The 20,317-nt window shown below is 51.2% G+C and carries 17 protein-coding genes; 6 read left to right on the forward strand and 11 right to left on the reverse strand.

Annotation, left to right across the window (positions count from 1 at the left end; all coding sequences use genetic code 11):
* Window positions 1-71 precede the first annotated feature (71 nt).
* Window positions 72-1,466, reverse strand: coding sequence for a dihydrolipoyl dehydrogenase (locus H6868_09545; protein ID MCB9989556.1), 1,395 nt, complete (start codon window positions 1,464-1,466; stop codon window positions 72-74).
* A 154-nt stretch (window positions 1,467-1,620) separates the two neighbouring features.
* Between H6868_09545 and H6868_09550 the strand changes: the two genes are divergently transcribed.
* Window positions 1,621-3,681 carry an LOG family protein gene (locus H6868_09550; GenBank protein MCB9989557.1) on the forward strand — a complete coding sequence of 687 codons (2,061 nt, stop codon included), beginning with the start codon at window positions 1,621-1,623 and terminating at the stop codon, window positions 3,679-3,681.
* Here H6868_09550 and H6868_09555 read toward each other — a convergent pair.
* Complete coding sequence (locus H6868_09555) at window positions 3,678-4,127, reverse strand: nucleoside deaminase (protein ID MCB9989558.1); 450 nt, start codon at window positions 4,125-4,127, stop codon at window positions 3,678-3,680. The two genes, H6868_09550 and H6868_09555, sit on opposite strands and share 4 nt — an antisense overlap.
* Window positions 4,128-4,154: 27 nt before the next feature.
* Between H6868_09555 and H6868_09560 the strand changes: the two genes are divergently transcribed.
* Both H6868_09560 and H6868_09565 read left to right on the forward strand, forming a co-directional pair.
* Window positions 4,155-5,105, forward strand: a complete 951-nt coding sequence (locus H6868_09560) for a deoxycytidylate deaminase (protein ID MCB9989559.1) — start codon at window positions 4,155-4,157, stop codon at window positions 5,103-5,105.
* Between the two features lie 313 nt (window positions 5,106-5,418).
* Window positions 5,419-5,979, forward strand: coding sequence for a hypothetical protein (locus H6868_09565; protein MCB9989560.1), 561 nt, complete (start codon window positions 5,419-5,421; stop codon window positions 5,977-5,979).
* Between the two features lie 2 nt (window positions 5,980-5,981).
* Here H6868_09565 and odhB read toward each other — a convergent pair whose 3' ends face one another.
* The 6 genes from odhB to sucD all read right to left on the reverse strand — a co-directional run bounded on the left by odhB (window position 5,982) and on the right by sucD (window position 12,955).
* Window positions 5,982-7,223 carry a 2-oxoglutarate dehydrogenase complex dihydrolipoyllysine-residue succinyltransferase gene (gene odhB / locus H6868_09570; protein ID MCB9989561.1) on the reverse strand — a complete coding sequence of 414 codons (1,242 nt, stop codon included), beginning with the start codon at window positions 7,221-7,223 and terminating at the stop codon, window positions 5,982-5,984.
* A gap of 55 nt (window positions 7,224-7,278) precedes the next feature.
* A complete protein-coding gene (locus tag H6868_09575; protein ID MCB9989562.1) occupies window positions 7,279-10,191 on the reverse strand; it encodes a 2-oxoglutarate dehydrogenase E1 component in 2,913 nt (970 codons plus the stop codon).
* Between the two features lie 91 nt (window positions 10,192-10,282).
* Window positions 10,283-10,837 carry a hypothetical protein gene (locus tag H6868_09580; GenBank protein ID MCB9989563.1) on the reverse strand — a complete coding sequence of 185 codons (555 nt, stop codon included), beginning with the start codon at window positions 10,835-10,837 and terminating at the stop codon, window positions 10,283-10,285.
* 22 nt (window positions 10,838-10,859) lie between these two features.
* A complete protein-coding gene (locus H6868_09585; protein ID MCB9989564.1) occupies window positions 10,860-11,435 on the reverse strand; it encodes a hypothetical protein in 576 nt (191 codons plus the stop codon).
* 18 nt (window positions 11,436-11,453) lie between these two features.
* A complete protein-coding gene (locus H6868_09590; protein ID MCB9989565.1) occupies window positions 11,454-12,059 on the reverse strand; it encodes a hypothetical protein in 606 nt (201 codons plus the stop codon).
* A 20-nt stretch (window positions 12,060-12,079) separates the two neighbouring features.
* Complete coding sequence (gene sucD, locus H6868_09595) at window positions 12,080-12,955, reverse strand: succinate--CoA ligase subunit alpha (GenBank protein MCB9989566.1); 876 nt, start codon at window positions 12,953-12,955, stop codon at window positions 12,080-12,082.
* Window positions 12,956-13,147: 192 nt separating this feature from the next.
* Here sucD and H6868_09600 point away from each other — a divergent pair, with 192 nt between their 5' ends.
* Complete coding sequence (locus tag H6868_09600) at window positions 13,148-14,815, forward strand: peptidoglycan DD-metalloendopeptidase family protein (protein ID MCB9989567.1); 1,668 nt, start codon at window positions 13,148-13,150, stop codon at window positions 14,813-14,815.
* 88 nt (window positions 14,816-14,903) lie between these two features.
* Window positions 14,904-15,923 (forward strand): hypothetical protein, encoded by a 1,020-nt coding sequence (locus H6868_09605; protein ID MCB9989568.1) that lies wholly within the window; start codon window positions 14,904-14,906, stop codon window positions 15,921-15,923.
* 53 nt (window positions 15,924-15,976) lie between these two features.
* Here the strand turns inward: H6868_09605 and H6868_09610 are convergent, their stop codons facing one another.
* The 3 genes from H6868_09610 to sucC all read right to left on the reverse strand — a co-directional run bounded on the left by H6868_09610 (window position 15,977) and on the right by sucC (window position 17,967).
* Window positions 15,977-16,141, reverse strand: a complete 165-nt coding sequence (locus H6868_09610; GenBank protein MCB9989569.1) for a hypothetical protein — start codon at window positions 16,139-16,141, stop codon at window positions 15,977-15,979.
* Between the two features lie 123 nt (window positions 16,142-16,264).
* On the reverse strand, window positions 16,265-16,747 hold the full coding sequence (locus H6868_09615; protein MCB9989570.1) for a hypothetical protein: 483 nt from the start codon (window positions 16,745-16,747) through the stop codon (window positions 16,265-16,267).
* Between the two features lie 17 nt (window positions 16,748-16,764).
* Window positions 16,765-17,967, reverse strand: a complete 1,203-nt coding sequence (gene sucC / locus H6868_09620) for an ADP-forming succinate--CoA ligase subunit beta (GenBank protein ID MCB9989571.1) — start codon at window positions 17,965-17,967, stop codon at window positions 16,765-16,767.
* A gap of 203 nt (window positions 17,968-18,170) precedes the next feature.
* On the opposite strand from sucC, the gene H6868_09625 reads away from it, so the two are divergent.
* Window positions 18,171-20,273, forward strand: coding sequence for a hypothetical protein (locus H6868_09625; protein ID MCB9989572.1), 2,103 nt, complete (start codon window positions 18,171-18,173; stop codon window positions 20,271-20,273).
* Window positions 20,274-20,317: the final 44 nt, after the last annotated feature.

The following is a 20,317-nucleotide window of genomic DNA, read 5'->3' on the forward strand; positions in this document are numbered from 1 at the left end:
ACCTAACCTCCCGATTTGGACGGGATGCTATAGCATAATGATTCAGAAAAAAGCAAATATATTTTCTATAATCAAATATGGATGGGGCGTTTATCAACCGCCAAAGCCGCTTCTTTAACGACCTCTTCCAACGTCGGGTGGGCATGGCATGTTCGGGCAATATCCTCGGATGATGCACTAAACTCCATAGCCAACACAACTTCGGCAATCAGCGTTCCAACTTCCGGCCCGATCATATGAACGCCCAAAACCCGGTCGGTCCTGGCATCGGCCAGAATTTTGACAAAACCGTCAACGGCATTCATCGCCCGCGCCCGGCCATTGGCCATGAACGGGAATTTTCCGACATTATATTTAACGCCTGCGTCTTTAAGCTGTTCCTCAGTTTTTCCAACACTGGCAATTTCCGGTGCCGTATAAACCACGCCGGGGATCAGGTTGTAATCGATATGACCGCTCTGCCCATCTAGAATCTCAGCCAGAACAACGCCCTCATCTTCGGCCTTATGCGCCAGCATCGGCCCGGCGATCACATCACCGATCGCATAGATACCATCAACATTGGTTTTGAAATGCCCGTCGGTCTTGACACGGCCACGCTCATCCATAGCCACACCGGCCTTATCCAGCCCCAATCCATCAGTATAAGCCTTTCGGCCAACGCAGCATAAAACGATTTCCGATTTAATTTTCTCGGCCTTGCCACCCGCCGCCGGCTCCACGGTCAACTCAACGCCAGCCTTGGATGTTTTGGCACCTGTCACTTTGCTAGACAGCTTAAATTCAATCCCTTGCTTGGTGAAAAGCTTATTGGCTTCTTTGCGAATTTCACCGTCCATACCCGGTAAAATCTGGTCCATGAATTCAATCACGGTAACCTCAGCCCCCAGACGCCGCCACACAGCCCCCAGTTCCAGACCAATCACACCGCCGCCGATAACGGTCAGCGTCTTGGGAACCTTACCCAGCTCCAGCGCCCCGGTGGATGACACAATCTGTTTTTCGTCGATTTCAATGCCCGGCAGCCCGGCCACATCCGATCCCGTGGCAATCACGATATTCTTGGCCGCGTATTTGTCCTTACCGACCTGCACTTCACCAGCCTTGGTGATCTTGCCTTCGCCCTGCAGCCAGTCGATTTTGTTTTTCTTGAACAAAAATTCGATGCCCTGCGTGTTCGCAGAAATCACGCTATCCTTGTGCTTCATCATGGTTTTCAAATCGACTTTCGCCCCATCAACCTTGATCCCGAACTGCGGAAAATCGTGAGAAATCTTTTCGTATTCATGCGACGCATGCAAAAGCGCCTTCGAAGGTATGCACCCGACATTCAAGCACGTCCCGCCAAGCGTCTTACGTTTTTCAACGCAGGCCACTTTCATACCTAATTGCGCCGCGCGGATCGCACATACATACCCGCCAGGTCCGGCACCAATAACAATCAGATCATAGGATTTTGAAGACATTGCTCTCATACTTTCTGTTAAGCGATCAATTCTTTGCCACAGCATTGTAACGAAAAAAAACTTTTTGCGGAGGAAAAGTTTTTTTCCTTGCATGTTTTTTTTATTTTTCATATACAGACAACAAGGTGCTCCAATATAAAAAAGCAGGGTGAATATGGCACGCGATGTAAAAGTTGTTCTTAGCGGTAATATTGAAAAATTCTTACTTTTCCATGCCTTGAATGAACGCTATGGCGACGGCAATGAAGTTATCATCTTGGCAAACCGTCTCTTTCCTGTCCCAGATGCCGAAGAAATAAGCTTTTCCTACACAGACAATGCCTGGGAAAAAGGAATAGAAGGTATCAAAGCCTTCCAAAACACACCGTCACCAGAATTAAACAAACGCCTGAAAAAGCTGGAGGGTGATCTGGGTCATAAAGTGCGCTTGCAAAATATGCGCTTTGTTATGACAGACACAGGCTTCCACATCACGGACAAACGCCGCGGCGGCCTTACACCTTTAGAATTAGCAGAAACCCTTTACAACCACTCAAGGTTTGCTGATGTCCAACACTTGATGCGGCCAGACATTCCGTGGCCGGGGCCACAGCTCAAACCTCTCATACTGGCAAAAAACGGCATCGAACATCTAATGAAAGATCTGATTGCCGTCTGTGATGAAGTTGGCACCGTACCGGGCATAAAAGACCATGCCACCGTGCTGGAAAGTATTCCGTTGTATAAGATACGAAATAAACTAGATAAAAATCCAAACATTGATGAATTGAACTTCAACACTTTCATTTCGCGCGAAATATCAAAAACGACAAATATGGCGCTTCACCGTGAACACGTCACAGGTGCACAGACCACAGATGATTTCTTAGGCTTTACTGATGTAGACACGCCAAAATCACATATGTCTGAAGGCGATTATATGGATAGGCTCTTGTCCGAAGACCCCCTATCACAAGCCCTGACCGAAACATTAAAATCTTCGACACACGTATCAACAAACCCAGCAAAAAAACGCTCAAGCGCATCCCTCGTCTTTGAAACGGCCCCGCAAGGAATGGGGCCGGAAACAAAAGATCATTTGGATCATTTTCAGGTATCAACAAAACCTCAGGCATTAAAGAAATATTCGTCCCTGTCGGAACTGGCCAATCATGCTTTCTCTGGACAACGTGAAGGCTTCATATTTAGCTCCGACGCGCATTTGTCAGGCGAAGAAAAAACACAAAACTTCCTACTTACGCAATTTATGTTTACGTCCCTCATGGTCGATAAACAGATGGAAACAGCGCCAGTACTCAACGCACCAATCGCCCTGTACAGCGAAAGAACGAATGATGCGCCACATTGCGCGCAACAACTATACAATTCCGGTCAAAAGCTAGGATTTATTGGTCAACGCAGCCGCTTTATGGCCATGATGAATACCAGTCCTTATGAAATTTCAGAACATTTGAAATATTACCGGCCCTTACGTCAGCCGTTACCAGCGCATGATAACATTCCTCGGAACACGCAAACCGGGGACGCATGGAAGTATACACCTTCAAATATAAAAACACTTTGCGTACTTGGTTCCGCCTCGACAGAGAACGTTGCCAGCTTAAACAAACTGGATAAAACACTGCGCTTGGCCGCTAACAAATCCGAGGAAGCCGGTCTGCATTTCCGTGTAACATTTGGCGGTGGCGAAAAAGGCGTAATGGGACAAACCGGAAAAACAATCAAAGCCATGCAAGCAGAAGGACGATTTATCCCAATCCAAGGCGTGCAGGCCGTACCCGTCATGGCAATCGAAGGACGTTGCCCGACGTTGAATGACGAAGAACTGCTGGTATACGATGATATCTACCAGCGCATGGATCGCCTTTACGAAGACAGCGATGTTTTCTTGTTCGAAGGCGGCGGCGCAGGGACATTACAGGAGTTTTTTGGTATGTACATGCTCGCGCGTGAAAACAATGAGCTTGAGAAAAAATCCTTCATCTTCCGTAATGATGAACTCTACAGCAATGGAACCGTTGCACGTGCCTACGACACATTACGCGACGTTCTAAAGGCATATCCAGAGCTCTGGAAAGAAATGCAAGAACACGTCGTCTTCACCGAAAGTGAAATAGAAACAAACGATGCTGTTTTGGATGCATTAGGGGCAGGAACACCAGGTTTTCCAACGCGGATCACACCTTCGCCAGCGCGAAAACTGGTTCTGCACTAGTCACCACCCCAATCCTCGAGCCATAGTTCCGGTTTTTCTTCCCGGAATTTTTTAACGAGCGCGATACAGTCGGGGTTATCCAGAATGATGACCTCAACTCCGCGCTCCTTCAAAAGCTCTTCGTTGCCATAGGAATTAACCGTATCACCCACAACGACACGGCTGATTTTGAACTGCAGGATCGTACCCGTACACATCATGCACGGGCTGAGCGTCGTATACATTGTGGTATTTCGCCGCGTTGCCATCCGCCCCGCATCACGCATCGCTGCCATTTCGCCATGGATAATCGGATTACCTTCCTGGACCAGCGCGTTGTGCCCTTCCCCCAGAATTTCTCCCGTTTCATTATCAACCAAAACGCCGCCGATCGGACAGCCGCCTTCGTTATATCCCTTAAGCGCCAATTCATAGGCACGTTTCATATAATAGTCATGGCTCTGCATCGCGATCTCCCTTATAAATAAGAGATGATGAAATCACATTTTTCTCCCTTTGAACAGATGCAGCGGGCCGTAGATATCGTAAATTCCAGCCCACACCCGACAAACAAGATCGCCGCGACATTGTTTGGCTGTGATAAGCATGGCCGGGAATTCAGCATCTCCACCACCAATTACTGGCCCGACATCATCCGCGAAAAAATTGGCACAGAAACCCGCATAGGAAACGCCAGCGGCACCATCCACGCCGAAACAGCCTGCATCCTGCAAGCTCCCTATACCGAGGGAGCCGCGCTTTGCATCACCGATCCGTTTTGCCCGAACTGCGCCAAGAATATCGCCGAAGCGGGAATTAAAACGATCTACATCGATCACAAAGGTTTCCAGAAGGATTTTATCGAGCGCCGCCCCCACGCCTTTGCCAACATGTCGATGCGCATTTGTGAGAAAGCCGGCATCGCGGTCTATGAGCTATGGCGGAAAGAACAGCGCCTCGTCCCGACCTTTGAGCCGCCTGCGAATTACATCCCCCCCAACGAACACCCGGTGGAAATCATCCCGGCACAGGATTTTGAGAGCCTGCTCGAAAAAGCCACACAAACCTTAAAAGGCCATAAATTCGCCTGCGCGCTGGCAAAGGATGAGGACGGAAATATCTGCGGTCTTGGGGCACGCGGACATCCGGCACTGGGCTACACGATGAAGGCCGACCTGCCCGAACTGGAAAACCCGCAAGGCAAATATTCCTTCAAACTGGAACCGGTCAATCGCATTCTCATGGCCGCCCCCCGCCATGGATTAAAGATTATCGACGGCAGCCTGCACTGCACCCACGTTCCCACCAGCCGTGAGCTGGTCAACACGATCGGCGCAGGCCTGACACAAATCCACATCGCCGACAAAACAAAAGCGCGTGACCAGCACGCGCTCGTTGCTCTGTCCTTACTGGAAGAGAAAGAAATTTTATCAGCTTCAGGGTAGGCTACAGTTTCAGTTTATTTCCGTTCCTCGCGAGAGCTTCCCGGTGAACCTGAACTGTTCTATTCAAAAGTTCCACAACCGCCGATTTCCCTTCACTATCAACACGACGCGTCCCATGAATAATATTATCAGTATCGCTATGGACACGATCAAATGTTCTTTTGGGTTCATCAGTCATAACACACCTCTCTATGTTTATCGTTTTCGTTATAATTTCTATAAGACTCATCACATGTACCTGTCAACCAAATCCGAAAAAACTTGCTAAAGTAAATTTTACATATATACTATCCGGGCAAATGAAGGGACAACCATGACTTACGAAGAAACGTCACCGACCCATGAGTTTTTTGGGGTAACAGACCCCATGGGAACGGCAAACAACCCCAGAAAAAACGGACAATCCGGTAATAGCTTCGAAATTTTCCACGGCGATAACGTCTTCCACGCCAGTGACGAAGAACGGGCAAAAGCCGGCTTTTTAGCCAAACGCATAACCGATTCCCTCGCAAAAATACGCAAACACGTTGAGCGAAAAATTAGCAATGCCTTTTATCAATGTGGCCGGAAATGCAATATGACCCTGAATATTGCGGGAGAAACCGTTACCGCTAGATACGAAAAAAACGAAAGTTCCGGCTGCCACTTGGAAATCATCGGCCAGAAGGTCCATGGCCGTTTTGTAATTCAAAACATGCCCCTGAAAAGCGGGGACACTTACGATACAAAACGATTCTTCGTAAGAAGCTCTGATTTTGAAAAAGGAAGCGTTAAAGAACTTAAATCTCTCGCCGCCAAAATAGACAAACTAAGGATCGCCGATGTCGTCTCAGACATCGGAAGACAAAGACCTTCCGATTTCGGTATTACCTGAAATTAAATTTCCAGCAACAAACGCTGCGGATCCTCGATCGCATCCTTGATCCGGACGAGGAAGGACACAGCCTCGCGTCCGTCAATAATCCGGTGATCGTAGGACAGCGCCAGATACATCATCGGGCGCGCCTGGATCGAGCCGTCAGGCATTACGACCGGACGCTGCTGGATTTTATGCATCCCGAGAATACCGGATTGCGGCGTATTCAGGATCGGCGTGGAGACAAGCGACCCAAACACCCCGCCATTGGTGATGGTGAAGGTCCCGCCGGTCATTTCGTCGATCTGGATTTTACCTTCGCGGGCGCGGGCGCCGACATCGTTGATGTCTTTTTCGATCTGCGCCATTGATTTGCTATCACAATCACGGACAACCGGGACGACCAGCCCTTGCGGCGTACTGACCGCCACGCCGAGATCATAATAATTTTTGTAAATAATCTCATCCCCGTCAATTTCCGCATTCACCGCCGGGATTTCTTTAAGCGCATTAACGCAAGCCTTAACGAAGAACGACATAAAGCCGAGCTTCACACCGTGTTTTTTCTCAAAATGCTCTTTATATTCCTTACGCAAATCCATGACAGCGCCCATATCAACTTCGTTAAAGGTCGTCAGGATTGCCGCGGTATTCTGTGCTTCTTTCAGGCGCTCTGAAATACGCTGGCGCAGGCGGGTCATCCGCACGCGCTCTTCCCGCGGCCCCAGCTCACGCGGGGCGCTTTCCTGAACCGGATGCGTCGATACGATCTCGGTCGGACGCGCCTCCGCAACAGGCGCTTTGTTCTCGATAAAATTCAGGACATCTTCCTTCAACAAACGTCCGCCTTTGCCGGTGCCCTTGATACGGGAAGGATCAATATTGTGTTCGTCCACCAGTTTACGCACCGCCGGTGACAAGCCCAGATCATCATTCTTGGCGGCCGGTTTATCATCATCCAGACGTTCATGCTTGGGGGCTGCTGCCGCTTCGGCCTTGGTTGCTGCCGCGGTATCGTTCGCCGCACTGCCCTCGCTGATCTCGCCCAAAAGTGCGCCAACCTCAACATTGCTGCCTTCTGCTGCGGCAATCTTGCTGATGACCCCGTCCGCCGGCGCATTAACTTCCAACGTAACCTTGTCGGTTTCCAGCTCAACAATCGGTTCATCGGTCACCACCGCTTCACCTTCTTTCTTGAGCCAGTTAGCCACAGTGGCTTCGGAAACTGATTCACCAAGGGCGGGAACAACAATCTGGGTCATGTTTTCATCCTGATTCTTAGGGTTTTAAAATTGTCACACAGTTTAACGCAATCTTTTAGAGGGTCAACGCTTCATCGACCAGCCGCATCTGTTCAAGCTGGTGGCGCTTGTTCATCCCGGTCGCAGGAGACGCGGCATCTGGCCGTCCGGCATAAACCGGGCGTCCGGCTTTATGCTTGCAACGCAGCAACGTTTCCTCAATCCGTTCATTAACAAAGGTCCAGGCCCCCATATTGCGGGGTTCTTCCTGACACCATACCACCTTGGCATTCGGATATTTCTTCAACTCTTCCTCCAGCGCTCCGTAAGGGAACGGGTAGAGCTGTTCCAGACGCAAAATGACCGTATCTTTCAGCTTCCGCGTCCGCCGCTCTTCCAGAATATCGTAGTAAACCTTGCCCGTACACAGCACGACACGCTTGATGCTCTTATCAGCCGCCAGCTTCCCGGTATCATCGTCTTTCAGAACACGGTGGAAGGTCGAAGAACCGATAAAATCACTGGCCGAGGACACACATAATTTATGCCGCAACAACGATTTCGGCGTCATCAAGACAAGCGGCTTGCGGAAATTACGGTGCATCTGACGACGCAGAACATGGAAATAGTTCGCCGGCGTCGTACAGTTGCAAACCTGCCAGTTATCATCACCGCACGATTGCAGATAACGCTCCAGACGGGCGGAGGAATGCTCCGGCCCCTGCCCTTCATAGCCGTGCGGCAACAACATCACCAGCCCCGACATCCGCAGCCATTTGCCTTCCCCGGATGAAATGAACTGGTCGATAATGACCTGCGCCCCGTTGGCAAAGTCACCAAACTGGGCCTCCCACAAAACCAGAGCATTCGGCTCGGCCAGTGTAAAACCGTATTCAAAACCCAGCACGGCAAATTCCGATAGCGGGCTGTCATGCACTTCGAACTTGGCCTGATCGGGACTTATATTCTGAAGCGGCAGGTATTTATCCTCGGTTTCCTGATCGTAGAGAATGGCATGACGCTGCGAGAACGTCCCCCGCCCGCAATCCTGACCGGACAGCCGCACAGGCCGCCCTTCATCAACCAAAGAGCCAAACGCCAGAGCTTCTGCCGTTGCCCAGTCGAACCCTTCGCCGGTTTGGAACATAGCGACCTTGGCTTCCATCTGGCGAACCAGTTTGGGATTAAGGTTAAAGCCTTTCGGCACAAAAACCAGCCGTTCCCCCAGTGCCTTAAGCTCGTTTTTGGTGATCGACGTTTTCCCGCGTCTGTCACCATCCTCGGCAACACTCAGCCCTTTCCACGCCCCTTCCAGATAATCAGCCTTGTTCGGCTTGTAACTCTTGGTCGCTTCAAACGCCTCTTCCAGATAGTTGGTGAATTCATCCACCATCTCTTTGGCTTCTTCGGCAGAAATGGTCCCTTCGGATATCAACTGGTTTGCGTATTGCGTCCGGGTTGTCGCGTGCGAACGAATTTTCTTGTACATCAGCGGCTGGGTAAAGGCCGGCTCATCCCCTTCGTTGTGACCATGACGGCGATAACAAATCATGTCGATGACCACATCTTTTTTGAATTTCTGCCGGAATTCCGTTGCGATCCGCGCCACATGGACGACAGCCTCCGGGTCATCGCCATTCACATGGAAAATCGGCGCCGCCAGCATTTTCGCCACATCCGTCGGATAGGGACCGGATCGGGAAAATTGCGGCCGGGTCGTAAAGCCGATCTGGTTGTTAATCACGATATGGATCGTCCCACCGACACGATACCCCGGCAAGTCAGAGATCATCAGCGTTTCCGCAACGATTCCCTGTCCGGCAAACGCCGCGTCCCCATGCAGCAAAATCGGCATGACTTGCTTGGCTTCAAGATCGTTGCGCTGCACCTGTTTGGCGCGCACTTTCCCGATCACAACCGGATCGACGGCTTCAAGGTGCGACGGGTTAGCGGTCAGCGACAAATGGATTTTATTCCCGTCAAAGTCCCGGTCCGATGATGTGCCCAAGTGATACTTCACATCCCCGGAACCCAGAACATCGTCCGGCGTCGAAGACATCCCCTGAAATTCGGAGAACACCGCTGTAAACGGCTTACCCATCACATTGGTCAGCATATTCAAACGACCGCGGTGTGCCATCCCCAGGACGATTTCCTTAAGGCCCAACTGCCCGCCGCGCTTCATAATCTGCTCAATCGCCGGAACCAGGGTCTCCCCGCCATCCAGACCAAAACGCTTGGTACCGGGATATTTTTTGTGCAGGAATGTTTCAAAGACTTCCGCAGCAATCAAGCGCTGTAAAATCGCCCGCTTTCCGTTAACGGTAAAATCGGTACGATTGTGTGGTTGCTCGATCCGGCGCTGCACCCATGATTTCTCATCCGGGTCGACCAGATGCATAAATTCCACCCCGATCGTGCCGCAATACGTTGCCTTGAGCGCATCCAGAATTTCATGAAGCGTGGCATATTCCATGCCCAGAACACCGTTCAGGAAAATCGGGCGCTCATAATCGGATTCGGCAAAGCCGTAATAAGCCGGATCAAGTTCCGGATAATGTTTCTTTTCCTTCAGATCCAGCGGATCCAGATTGGCCAGCAAATGACCCCGCACACGATAAGTCCGGATCATCATCAGCGCTTGCACGGAATCCATCGTCGCACGCCGTACTTCTTCGGAAGTCAGGGCTGCTTCGCCGTCTCTTTTATCACCGGACCGCACAGCCGCCTGCGCCACGACATCCCCATCGACATCCCCGCCACGGCCGCGCGCGCCAAAACCACGGCGATCACGGCGTGCTTCTTCCGGCGTCCAGCTTGCCCCGTGCAATTCCTTAAGAAGCGACACTTCATCGTCGCTCATATCATCAAAAAAGTGTCGCCAGCTGGGGTCCACTTTTTCGGCATTCATCCGGTATTGACTGTAAAGATGGGCTATATATTCAGCATTGGTGCCGGTCAGGAAGCTTTGGTTTGGTAAATCAGACATTGTTTTGCTCTTTGCCTTCTGAAAAGAGAAAAGTGCCGGACACGGCACCGCCAAATCGAATTACTCTATCCTACCCTTTTAGGCAAGAGAGTTAAATGCCTTCTTCGAAGGATTTTGTCAGTTTCGCCAACGCAACGTCCTCCTCATAAGATATATTCAAAAGAGTTTCAGACTCATATTGCTCGCCGCGGATAAAGCCGGTTACTTTATCTAAAAAAATGCGGACATAACGGCCCAGCCGTCGCCCGAACGGTACATCTTCGTCATACTCACGAAACGCCGCCGCCACACGGTAAGCGATCGACAAGACCGTCTGTTTATAAGCATCAACATCCTTTTCCCCCAGCTTGGCCTTAATCAGCGCGCCGGCCTTTTGACAATCAACAGGCACCGCTTCGGCCTGCGTTTCCCAAACAGGCCAGTCATGCTGCCGCGTCCACGTCTCCGTCAGGATTTCATGCACAAACGCCGAACCAAACATACCGCGGGAATGTTGCTCCAAAACCTTTTTCAGCGCCAAACACTCCTGACCGGCGGCCACAGCGCTGCCGGTATCATCCTGCGCGCTCATCCAAAGCCCGACCCGGTACGGCAAAGCAACCAGAAAATCCTGTTCGTCTTTATTAAATTTCTCCAGAAAAGCCATAGCCCCTCCTTGCACCTTGATATCAGGCCGCCGCATCCATTCCCAGATTGATATTCAAAACAATCGACAGTTTATCAAGCGCCTCGCGCTCCTCACGGCTAATACTCAGGTATTCATCAAATGTGCGCACAGGCCGGTGCCTGACAACTGCCAGCGTTCTGTCCATGTAATAGCGGAAAAATAAAGAAACTCTGTAAAAGAAACTGCCCTCCGGGTCCATTTCCCGGTACGCCAGCGCCACATTCAAGGCGATATCCATCAAGCTGCTTTTGAAAAAAAAGATTTCCCGCGCCGATATATGAAGGGACATAACCCCGATCGCACGGTCACATTCCTGACAAACCTGATCGAGACCCGCCTGCCATTCATGCCATTTTTCCTTACGCTCCAGTGTTCCCTGCAAAACAGACTCAACGATTTCCGATTTACAGCAATCCTCAGCAAATCCGGTCAACAAGGATTCGAGCATCTGCCTTTCAGCTTGCTCAGCCTCTTGTCCGCCCGCCTGGTCGCACAGACTAACCCATAACCCCACGCGATAAGGCAGTTTTATAATCAAATCGCGTTGTTCATCTGTGAACGGCTTCAAATAATCCAAAACGATTATCCCCGGTTTTTATTTTGTTTTTGACGCCTTTTCCTGATCGGTCCGCAAAGCCACCAACAGCTTGTTGATTGCTTCCTTCTCGGCAGGACTGATATTTTCCGGGCTTGGATCATCAGCCCCAACCAGCTCCGTAACAACATCTTTCAGCTTGGTTACGAAACCGCCCCAGATCGATCCCGACTCGTCATCGTCATACATATTGAATTCGCCGTGCGCTTCCGCCACACGAATAGCGATTTTACGCAAAACAAACCGGAATTTTTTGATATCCGTTTCAGACAGGATCGGGGTCAACAACGCCACAGCCCGGGCAGCTTCTTCGGGAACGTGCAGAGCATCATCGGCCCACGCATCCCAGAGATCACGGCTATCAAGGGTTCCCTGGCATATCTGGCGGATAAAGGGGGGAACATGGACTTCCGATGATAAATCGGACAGCAAGCGTTCCATCGCCCGCATTTCCTTTTTATCATCATCCTCGCCCCCTTCGTCGGCGGCATGGCTGACCCATATGGCGACTTTATAAGGCAAGCTAACCAGCAACAACCGATCTTCCGACGACAAATTGTCGATCCGAAATCTTACAGGTCTTTGCTCGTCAACGCCTCTACCCATTTCTCATTCCTTTAAGCAGGTTACGCCGCCATCGCTTTTAACATGGCATCGCCAAGGGCCGCCGGCGAGTCCGAAACGACAAATCCGGCACGGCGCATAGCTTCCATCTTGGCGGGCGCCGTATCGTCACCACCGGAAATAATCGCCCCGGCATGGCCCATCCGTTTACCCGGAGGCGCCGTCACCCCGGCAATGAACCCGGCAATCGGCTTTTTATTTTTGACGGATTTATAAAATTCGGCAGCTTCTTCTTCTGCCGTACCGCCGATTTCCCCGATCATCAGGATGGATTCAGTCGCATCGTCGGCCAGGAACATTTCAAGGCAGTCGATAAAGTTCGTGCCGTTCACAGGGTCACCGCCAATCCCGATACAGGTGGACTGCCCCAGCCCCGGCGCGGTGGTCTGCGCCACAGCTTCATAGGTCAGTGTCCCGGACCGGGAAACAATGCCGACCTTGCCTTTTTGGTGGATATGCCCCGGCATAATGCCGATCTTGCACTCATCCGGCGTAATCACACCCGGACAGTTCGGCCCGATCAGGCGGGAGCTGGAGCCTTCCAGACCGCGCTTAACACGCACCATGTCCATAACCGGTATCCCTTCGGTAATGCAGACAATCAGCTCGATTTCCGCATCAACGGCTTCGAGGATAGCATCGGCGGCAAACGGAGGCGGCACATAGATCGCGGTCGCATTCGCCCCGGTTCTCTCGCGGGCTTCTGCCACGGTGTCAAACACCGGAACGCCCAGATGCTCGCTACCGCCCTTGCCCGGCGTCACACCGCCGACAACCTTGGTGCCGTAGGCAATCGCCTGTTCGGTGTGGAAGGTCCCGTGCGCGCCGGTAATCCCCTGACAAATCACTTTGGTTTCTTTGTTAACCAGAACAGACATGCCCTACTCCGCTTTAAAATTAGAAAATAAGAATCGCCCCTAAAGGACAGGATGAATGTTAAAGAATCCGCCAGACAAATCAACCAGCGAATTTTTGTTCACTTTTTAACCTGTAAAGTTTGCAAAAACAGATTAGTTTATGGTAACAAAACGGCGGTGTGTACAAAACGAGAGTAAGAACCAAAGGTTCACATGACAGCAATAACGGCGAATGCGGGTGATTTCGCCCCGGACATACAACTCATCGATCCTCTTGTAGAGGCTTTTGGCCGCTTGAAAAAAACAGGAGCGCGTCTTCTTGAAAACTTCCAGACAGCCGCAAAACCGGAACCCGTCATCCGGAACCTCAGCACAGAGAAAACACTGGCGCGGATATACGGCTTGCCGCATCTGCTGGGTAACGACAAGATCACGGCCCCTCTGCGCGACAGCATGCTCACGAATATCAATTATGCCCCGCGCGGCAATCAGACCAAGACAAAGATCGAATCAGCCGTCTTTAAGATGAACGGACGTTATTTCACCGTCAGTGATAAAAGCGTCAAGGCCGATAAAAATGGCCCCTTCACCGCACAAATGGCTCAGGACAGCATCGCCTTGTTTGCGACAAATCCAAAGGCCCATACAAAAGGTCTGATCATTCGCGGCACCAATCAGGAGAAAAAAGCCCTGACCTTGCTGGCCGCACGGGAACAGGGGCTAAAAGTCCTGAACGAGGCCGCGCTAAGCAAAGAGATTTCACCGGCCATCATGGCCCGTGCCCAATCACAATGGATGGTCCACACAAAACCGCACGGCTACGCCGCTCTGAAAGAAAACACGAGAAAAGTATGGGATTCCGTCAGCAAAATAATCCCGGAACGCCCGCGCTTCACCGTCAAGCGCCCAACATTTGATTTCAACACCCGCGCCACCCTGCAAAAAGGGCTGGATATCGGCCACGCCCAAATTAAAAAGCTCACAGCCCCGGTTTCCTCTTTCAGCAACCGTTTGCGCCATCAATTACAAAACATTGATTTTGGATCTTTCAGCAAAAAACCCCGCATAGCCCTGTCGGCTCTTTTGCTTTCAACGGCTGTCGGGATGGCGATCTTTTCCAATACAAGTCCTGTGAATGCCAAAATGGAACCCGTGCACACGGCAAAGCAAACCGTTTCACAGCCTCTGGACATCCCGCTCCCGAATAAAACCGCCAGCGCGGTGCCGGTCATAGAAACATTCACCGCACCGAAACCGACGGCAAAACCGGCACCAGCCTATAAAGTTCAGACGGTCACCATGGTTAAACCAGCGACCAAGCCCGAACGGCACACAACGAAAGTCGAACCGGCTCAGGTTCAGGTTAGCTATGCAGCCCCAAAACCAGTCACACAGCCACAAAAACTGTATCCGCCGCTGACAAACATAGAGAAATACCGCATCAGCTCCGGCTTTACCTCCAGACGCCTTCATCCCATCTATAAAAAATGGAAACGCCATGACGGAACGGATTACGCCGCCCCCGCAGGAACCCCGGTAAAAGCGGCCTGCGATGGAGTCGTTACCCGGAAAAGCGCCATGGGCGGCTATGGCAGAACGGTTATTATTTCCTGCGATCAGGATTTTGTAAAAGCCGCCCTCGGTCATAACGGACGGACGGAAACGCTCTATGCGCACCTGAGTCGCTATGGAAACATCCAGCCCGGTCAAACCGTCAAAGCCGGAGACATAATCGGCAAAGTTGGAAGCTCAGGCGATGCTTCCGGCCCGCACCTGCATTTTGAAGTGCGGAAAAACGGCCAAGCCATTAATGCCGCCAGCCTCATCAGAAAAGAGGAACCAACACGGGTCGCCTACAACCCCTCTATTCCTTATTCCTGATCCCGGCGCGTAAATCTCTTTTTAAGACATCCCTTTCATAATAAAGGCAGATTTACGAAAGTAGACTGCAAAAAGATAGACACGTTTTATGAGCGAAAAAAAACGCCCAAGCGGCCAATCTGCGTTTCGAGAAGCCGCTGGAAAAATCGGGAATGTGCTGGCCCCCATCGTTTTGGTTGTCGGCGGCGGCCTATTGGGTCAGCCGTTACATGATTTTTTTGGAAAACTGGCGGGAAATAACGCCGACGAGACTCAACCGCCGACATCAGAAATTATTCCCGATTTCCTCAATATCGGGAAAATAGACCGTCTCCCCCATACATCGGCCGCCAGGTCAGGAAATCTGGTCAAAAATGGCAAGGTCAGGCTGCCGGGGTTCACAACCGGGCTGGGGCCACACCGGGATACATTCGCCGTCTCATCCGCCGTTCAAAAAGCCGTGGCAAAAGCCGCCAGAACCACCGGCAACAGTGAGGAATTTCTCTACCGTGTCTATGCAAGGGAAAGCGGGCTAACCCCCGACAGCTGTAACAATGTGAACGGCCCTTGCGGACTGGCGCAATTCCAGCCGGAAACCTTTCTGGAATTTGCTTACAAATACAAAGGGCAGTTACCGAAAGAGCATAAAAAGCTCTACGACCAGATAAAATACGGGAAGAGCACACACTGGAAATATACAGTTACAAACCCGAAAACCAAGGCCGCCCTTCTGGAACTGCGCAACGACCCGGAAGTAGCGGCAATCCTTGGCGGCTTTCACATGAACGAGAATTTTGCCCGCGTAAAAAAAGCGCTCCCGAAAGCCATCGCCCGCCAGCTCGACGATACTGACAAATATATTGGTGGCCATTTCCTGAGTGTTGGCGGCGGCAGCAAATTCCTGAAGCTGTTACATAACCCGAAAACAGCCCATCATGCTGCCAAAGATTACTTGCCCGAACAGGCTAAAAGTAATGAGGCCATCTTTTATTATACCAACAGCAAAGGCGCTCAGAAGCCCTGTTCTTTCAAACAGATTCACCAGAATATCGCCCGGCAAATCGAACCGCCGACCCAGAGTATCGACATGCAAGTCGCCCAGCAAATAGAGCCGCAAAGACCGGGCTAGCCACAAAAAAACGCCCCCGGAAACGACGGCGTTTTTTCCTATAAAGAAAAATATTATTCTGGTTTTTGAACAGGAGCCGGCTGATGAACAGCATCAGGTTGCGCTGTCCCTTGATTCGCATCTGCAGGCTGGGCTGGCGCATCGCCCTCTTGTTTAAATTGTTTATTCAGAAAGTCGTTCCATTTCTTGTTATCTTTATGAATGGCATCATCGGTCATGGATCTGCTCCTTTTTATTATTTTATGAAAACATCTTGGGCGACACCCTGCAAAAAAACAAAGCCCCTGTCAAGAAATGTCCGACAGAGGCGTTATTTTATAATTTTATAACAAAAGGAAACCTTAGTCCTTTGCCACCCCGGTCAGGATATCCAGAACCCGGCGCGTTGCCTTTTCTATCAAGACAATGTCGTCCCCAACCTGCCTGACTTCCGTACCATCTTTACGTGCGGGCAAGCGGCGCTTGAGTTCATCGGGAATTTCGCGCCCCTCCAACCCCGGCGGCAAAACACCGTTTTTCTCGATATGCTGCTGTAATCCCGGCGGTAATTCATCGCGTTTTGCCAACCCCGGCGGCATGGATTTACCCTTGCCATGGCCGGCTTTACCATGGGGCTTTTCATCTTCGACACCTAAGGCCTGACGAGCTATTTCGTCAAAGACCTCAACGATGATCTCTTTTTCCTGATTCGTAAAACCATCCACCTCATGCACCATTTCATGAGCCATATTTTTCATGGCCGGGTCTTTGTCGCTCATCGCCCAGCCAGATAATGGTGCCAGACCAAAAGCGACGACAGGAATCGTCAAGAAAAGCTTTTTCATTACAGTCTCCTTGTGTTTCAAGCCGCCATCGCCTGCTTTGTTGCTTTCACGACTTTTTCAGCCGCATCGGCAAGATTATCCGCCGCGATAATCGGCAAACCGGATCCGGCGAGGATTTCCTTGCCTTTCTCGACATTGGTACCTTCGAGACGCACGACCAGCGGCACGGAAAGCTTCACTTCCTTGGCAGCGGCAATCACGCCCTCGGCAATAATGTCGCACTTCATAATCCCGCCAAAGATGTTAACCAGAACACCTTTGACCTTCGGATCGGACAGGATAATTTTGAACGCGGCCGTTACTTTTTCCTTGTTTGCGCCACCCCCGACATCCAGGAAGTTCGCCGGCTCACCGCCATACAGCTTGATAATATCCATGGTCGACATCGCCAGCCCGGCGCCATTAACCATACAGCCGATATTACCGTCCAGCGCCACGTAAGACAGGTCGTATTTGTGGGCTTCCTGTTCTTTTTCATCTTCTTCGGACGCATCGCGCATTTCAGACACTTCGGCCTGACGGTAAAGCGCATTGTCATCAAAATTCATTTTAGCATCCAGCGCAATCACATCGCCGCTGCCCGTGACAACCAGCGGGTTTATTTCGACGATCGAAGCATCAAGGTCGATAAACGCCTTGTACATCGCCATCATGAATTTAACCGCCTGTTTCAGGCTATCGCCGGACAGCCCCAACCCGAACGCCAGACGACGTGCGTGGAAAGGCATCATGCCGGTTGCCGGATCAACATTCACCTTGATGATTTTTTCCGGGTGCTCTTCGGCAACTTCCTCGATCTCCATACCGCCTTCGGTCGAAGCCATGAAAGTCACGCGGCTGGTCGCCCGGTCGAGCAGAACGCTCAAATACAGCTCTTTCGCGATATCAGCGCCTTCCTCGACATAAAGACGCTGGACTTCTTTGCCTTCCGGCCCGGTTTGCTTGGTCACAAGGACGTTCCCCAGCATCGCTTCGGCGGCAGCCTTAACATCATCCACAGATTTGACAACACGAACGCCGCCCTTGCCGTCCGGATCGTTTGCAAAATGCCCTGCCCCGCGGCCCCCGGCATGAATTTGGGATTTCACCACCCACACAGGCCCACCCAGCTCTTGCGCCGCTTTCACAGCCTCATCCGCAGAAAAAGCCGGGAAACCGCGCGGCACTGTCACCCCATATTTTTTCAGCAACGATTTGGCCTGATATTCATGGATATTCATAGAAAAACCCCTAATATTTTCAAAAAGTTAGCTCTCAGCGCCGCCGCGCCGGGAATCAGTTACTCCCTTGTTTACCATGTCGCGCACGCTTTGGAAACGGCCTTTTACCCCGGTATCCCCCCGCGATTTTGATAAAATTTTAACTATTTTCCGCGAGAATAGGGGCAGCGTGAACAAAACTATAAACTTTTCGAGGGACAATTTTGGCGCTTGGTAACGATCCGAATGAAGCAAAATTAAGAAACGCCGCGGCAGGCTACAGTAGTGCTGACGGGCGTAGCGGCTTTGCCGAACCACGCGGATTTGGCATCACCGACTTCCTCGACAATCTGGCAAATGGCCGCTTGGCATCCCTCGATTCGAGTTCGCCAGAACAAATCGCCATGCTCAAAACGTTGCAGGAAAATCTGGGGATCGCCGGACAAATCGGTGCCACATCCCTCGACCTGACGACCGGCGCCCGGCAAATCATTCTCTCTGACCCAGACATTATCAAGGACAAACTGGGAACCCTGCCACCAGAAATCCAGCGCCGGTTTATGCAGGCCTACGAACGGAATCTGGCTGAACTCTCCCGCGCTGATGATCCCGCCGCAAATCTGGCAACGCCGCAAAATGCGGCCCCGATCACCGCCGCGGCTACCGGGCTGTCGCCGGAACAAATGCAGGCACAGGCAAACAACGCCCAAAACAAAGAAACCGACAAGGATAATAAAGACGGCCCACACAGTGAATACGATCGTGATCCATCAGTCGTAGAATCCGGCATATCCCCCGTCGATGCCTTTGGCAAAGCCGCCAACGAGCCATATTACATGAGCGTCACGCAAATTGTCGGGATGGAAAATGTCAGCATGGATATTGAAAATGCCGGAGAAAATGAAGTCCATAGCTATGACGATCATGCCTTTGATGCTCTGCATCTGGGCGCCGGAGCCGCAGGACGCCGGGCCGCCTACGACGATAGCAAAGAAGACGGCGATGACAGTGATTACAGCACATCCAACAAACGGTTCGCTCAGCAAGTCGCCTTGAACAACATGGCCAATATGACCATCCAGCAAACCTACGATTCCGCGATGACCTTCCTCGACAAAAAGATCGAGGGTCTTAAAAAGGATATTGAAACAACCAAAGCAGAACTGGAAACGGCCCGCACTGCGCTCGCCGCCGGACAGGAAAAAGCAGAAATCCTGCGAACCGAGATCGCGGAACTCGAACCGCAGGTCGAACAAGCCAAACAGGATATGGATCAGGCCGCCCTTGAAGTAAAAGATGCAGTGGCTGATCTGGAACAGGTCAATAAGGAACTGGGTCAGACAAACAGCGCAGAAATAGAGAAAAACGACGCCGTCACCAACGCGGTGGCGGAAATGAAGGAAATCGAAGAAAGCACCTTAAAACTCTCCGACGGCCAGGCCATTTATACGAAACAGGAAAACGGTCAGACGGTTCTGGTCGACGAAACAGGTGCAAAACTTAGCGAACAGCAACAACAAGAAGCAGAAGCCAATCTGGCGGATGACCCCAACGGCATACGGTCCTATGAAGAACTGGCCGCCGCCGAACAAAAAGTCAACACAGCCATGGAATCCCAGTTTGACAACATCGAAAATACGGATTCCAAACTCGATCAAAAGGCTAACGCCGAACAAAAACTGGAAACGGCAAAAGCCAAATATGAAGTCTTCAAAGAACGCTATGAATCATTGAGCGACAAACTGGATGCCAAGCGCGAAGAACTGACCGCCACGGAAGGTGGCAACGCCAAGCTTGAAAAAGAAATCAAGCAAATGGAAGCCAAACTGGAAAAAATGGAGGCAGACCTCGAAAAGGCGGAAACGCTGAAAGCCGAAATTAAACAGAAAATGGAAAACGGGGAAATCAAAACTCCCGATCAAATCAATGATTTGATTACATCCGAATACGGTGAAGAGTGGGATACCTACCTTGAAGACACTTACGGCAGCGAATTCGTCAACGAAGACCCGGACTGGAGCTGGGACAATTACGCATGGGATGACACCGGCACCACGAATTTACTGGATAACGGCGCCCTTGTCGACAACAACGCCGACAATATTACCTTCAGCGCCGACCGGACCGTATCCGCCGTACCGTCAGACCTAAAGGGCACCCCGCCGGAAACACCGCTAATGCACACATTCAATCCCGCTGCCGGGGCCGCAAACGACCCATTCCTCGTTGCCGACAACGTTCAAAATCTGGATGTTACGAACCCCGAACTGGAAAAAGACACAACAGCACCGACTGCGCCGGCCCCGATCGCCCCCGGCATGGTATAAACCGCATCACAAGATATAATTAACATAAAATTTTATCTTTCTTA

This window comes from Rhodospirillales bacterium (genome assembly GCA_020638175.1).
Lineage (GTDB): Bacteria > Pseudomonadota > Alphaproteobacteria > Micavibrionales > Micavibrionaceae > JACKJA01.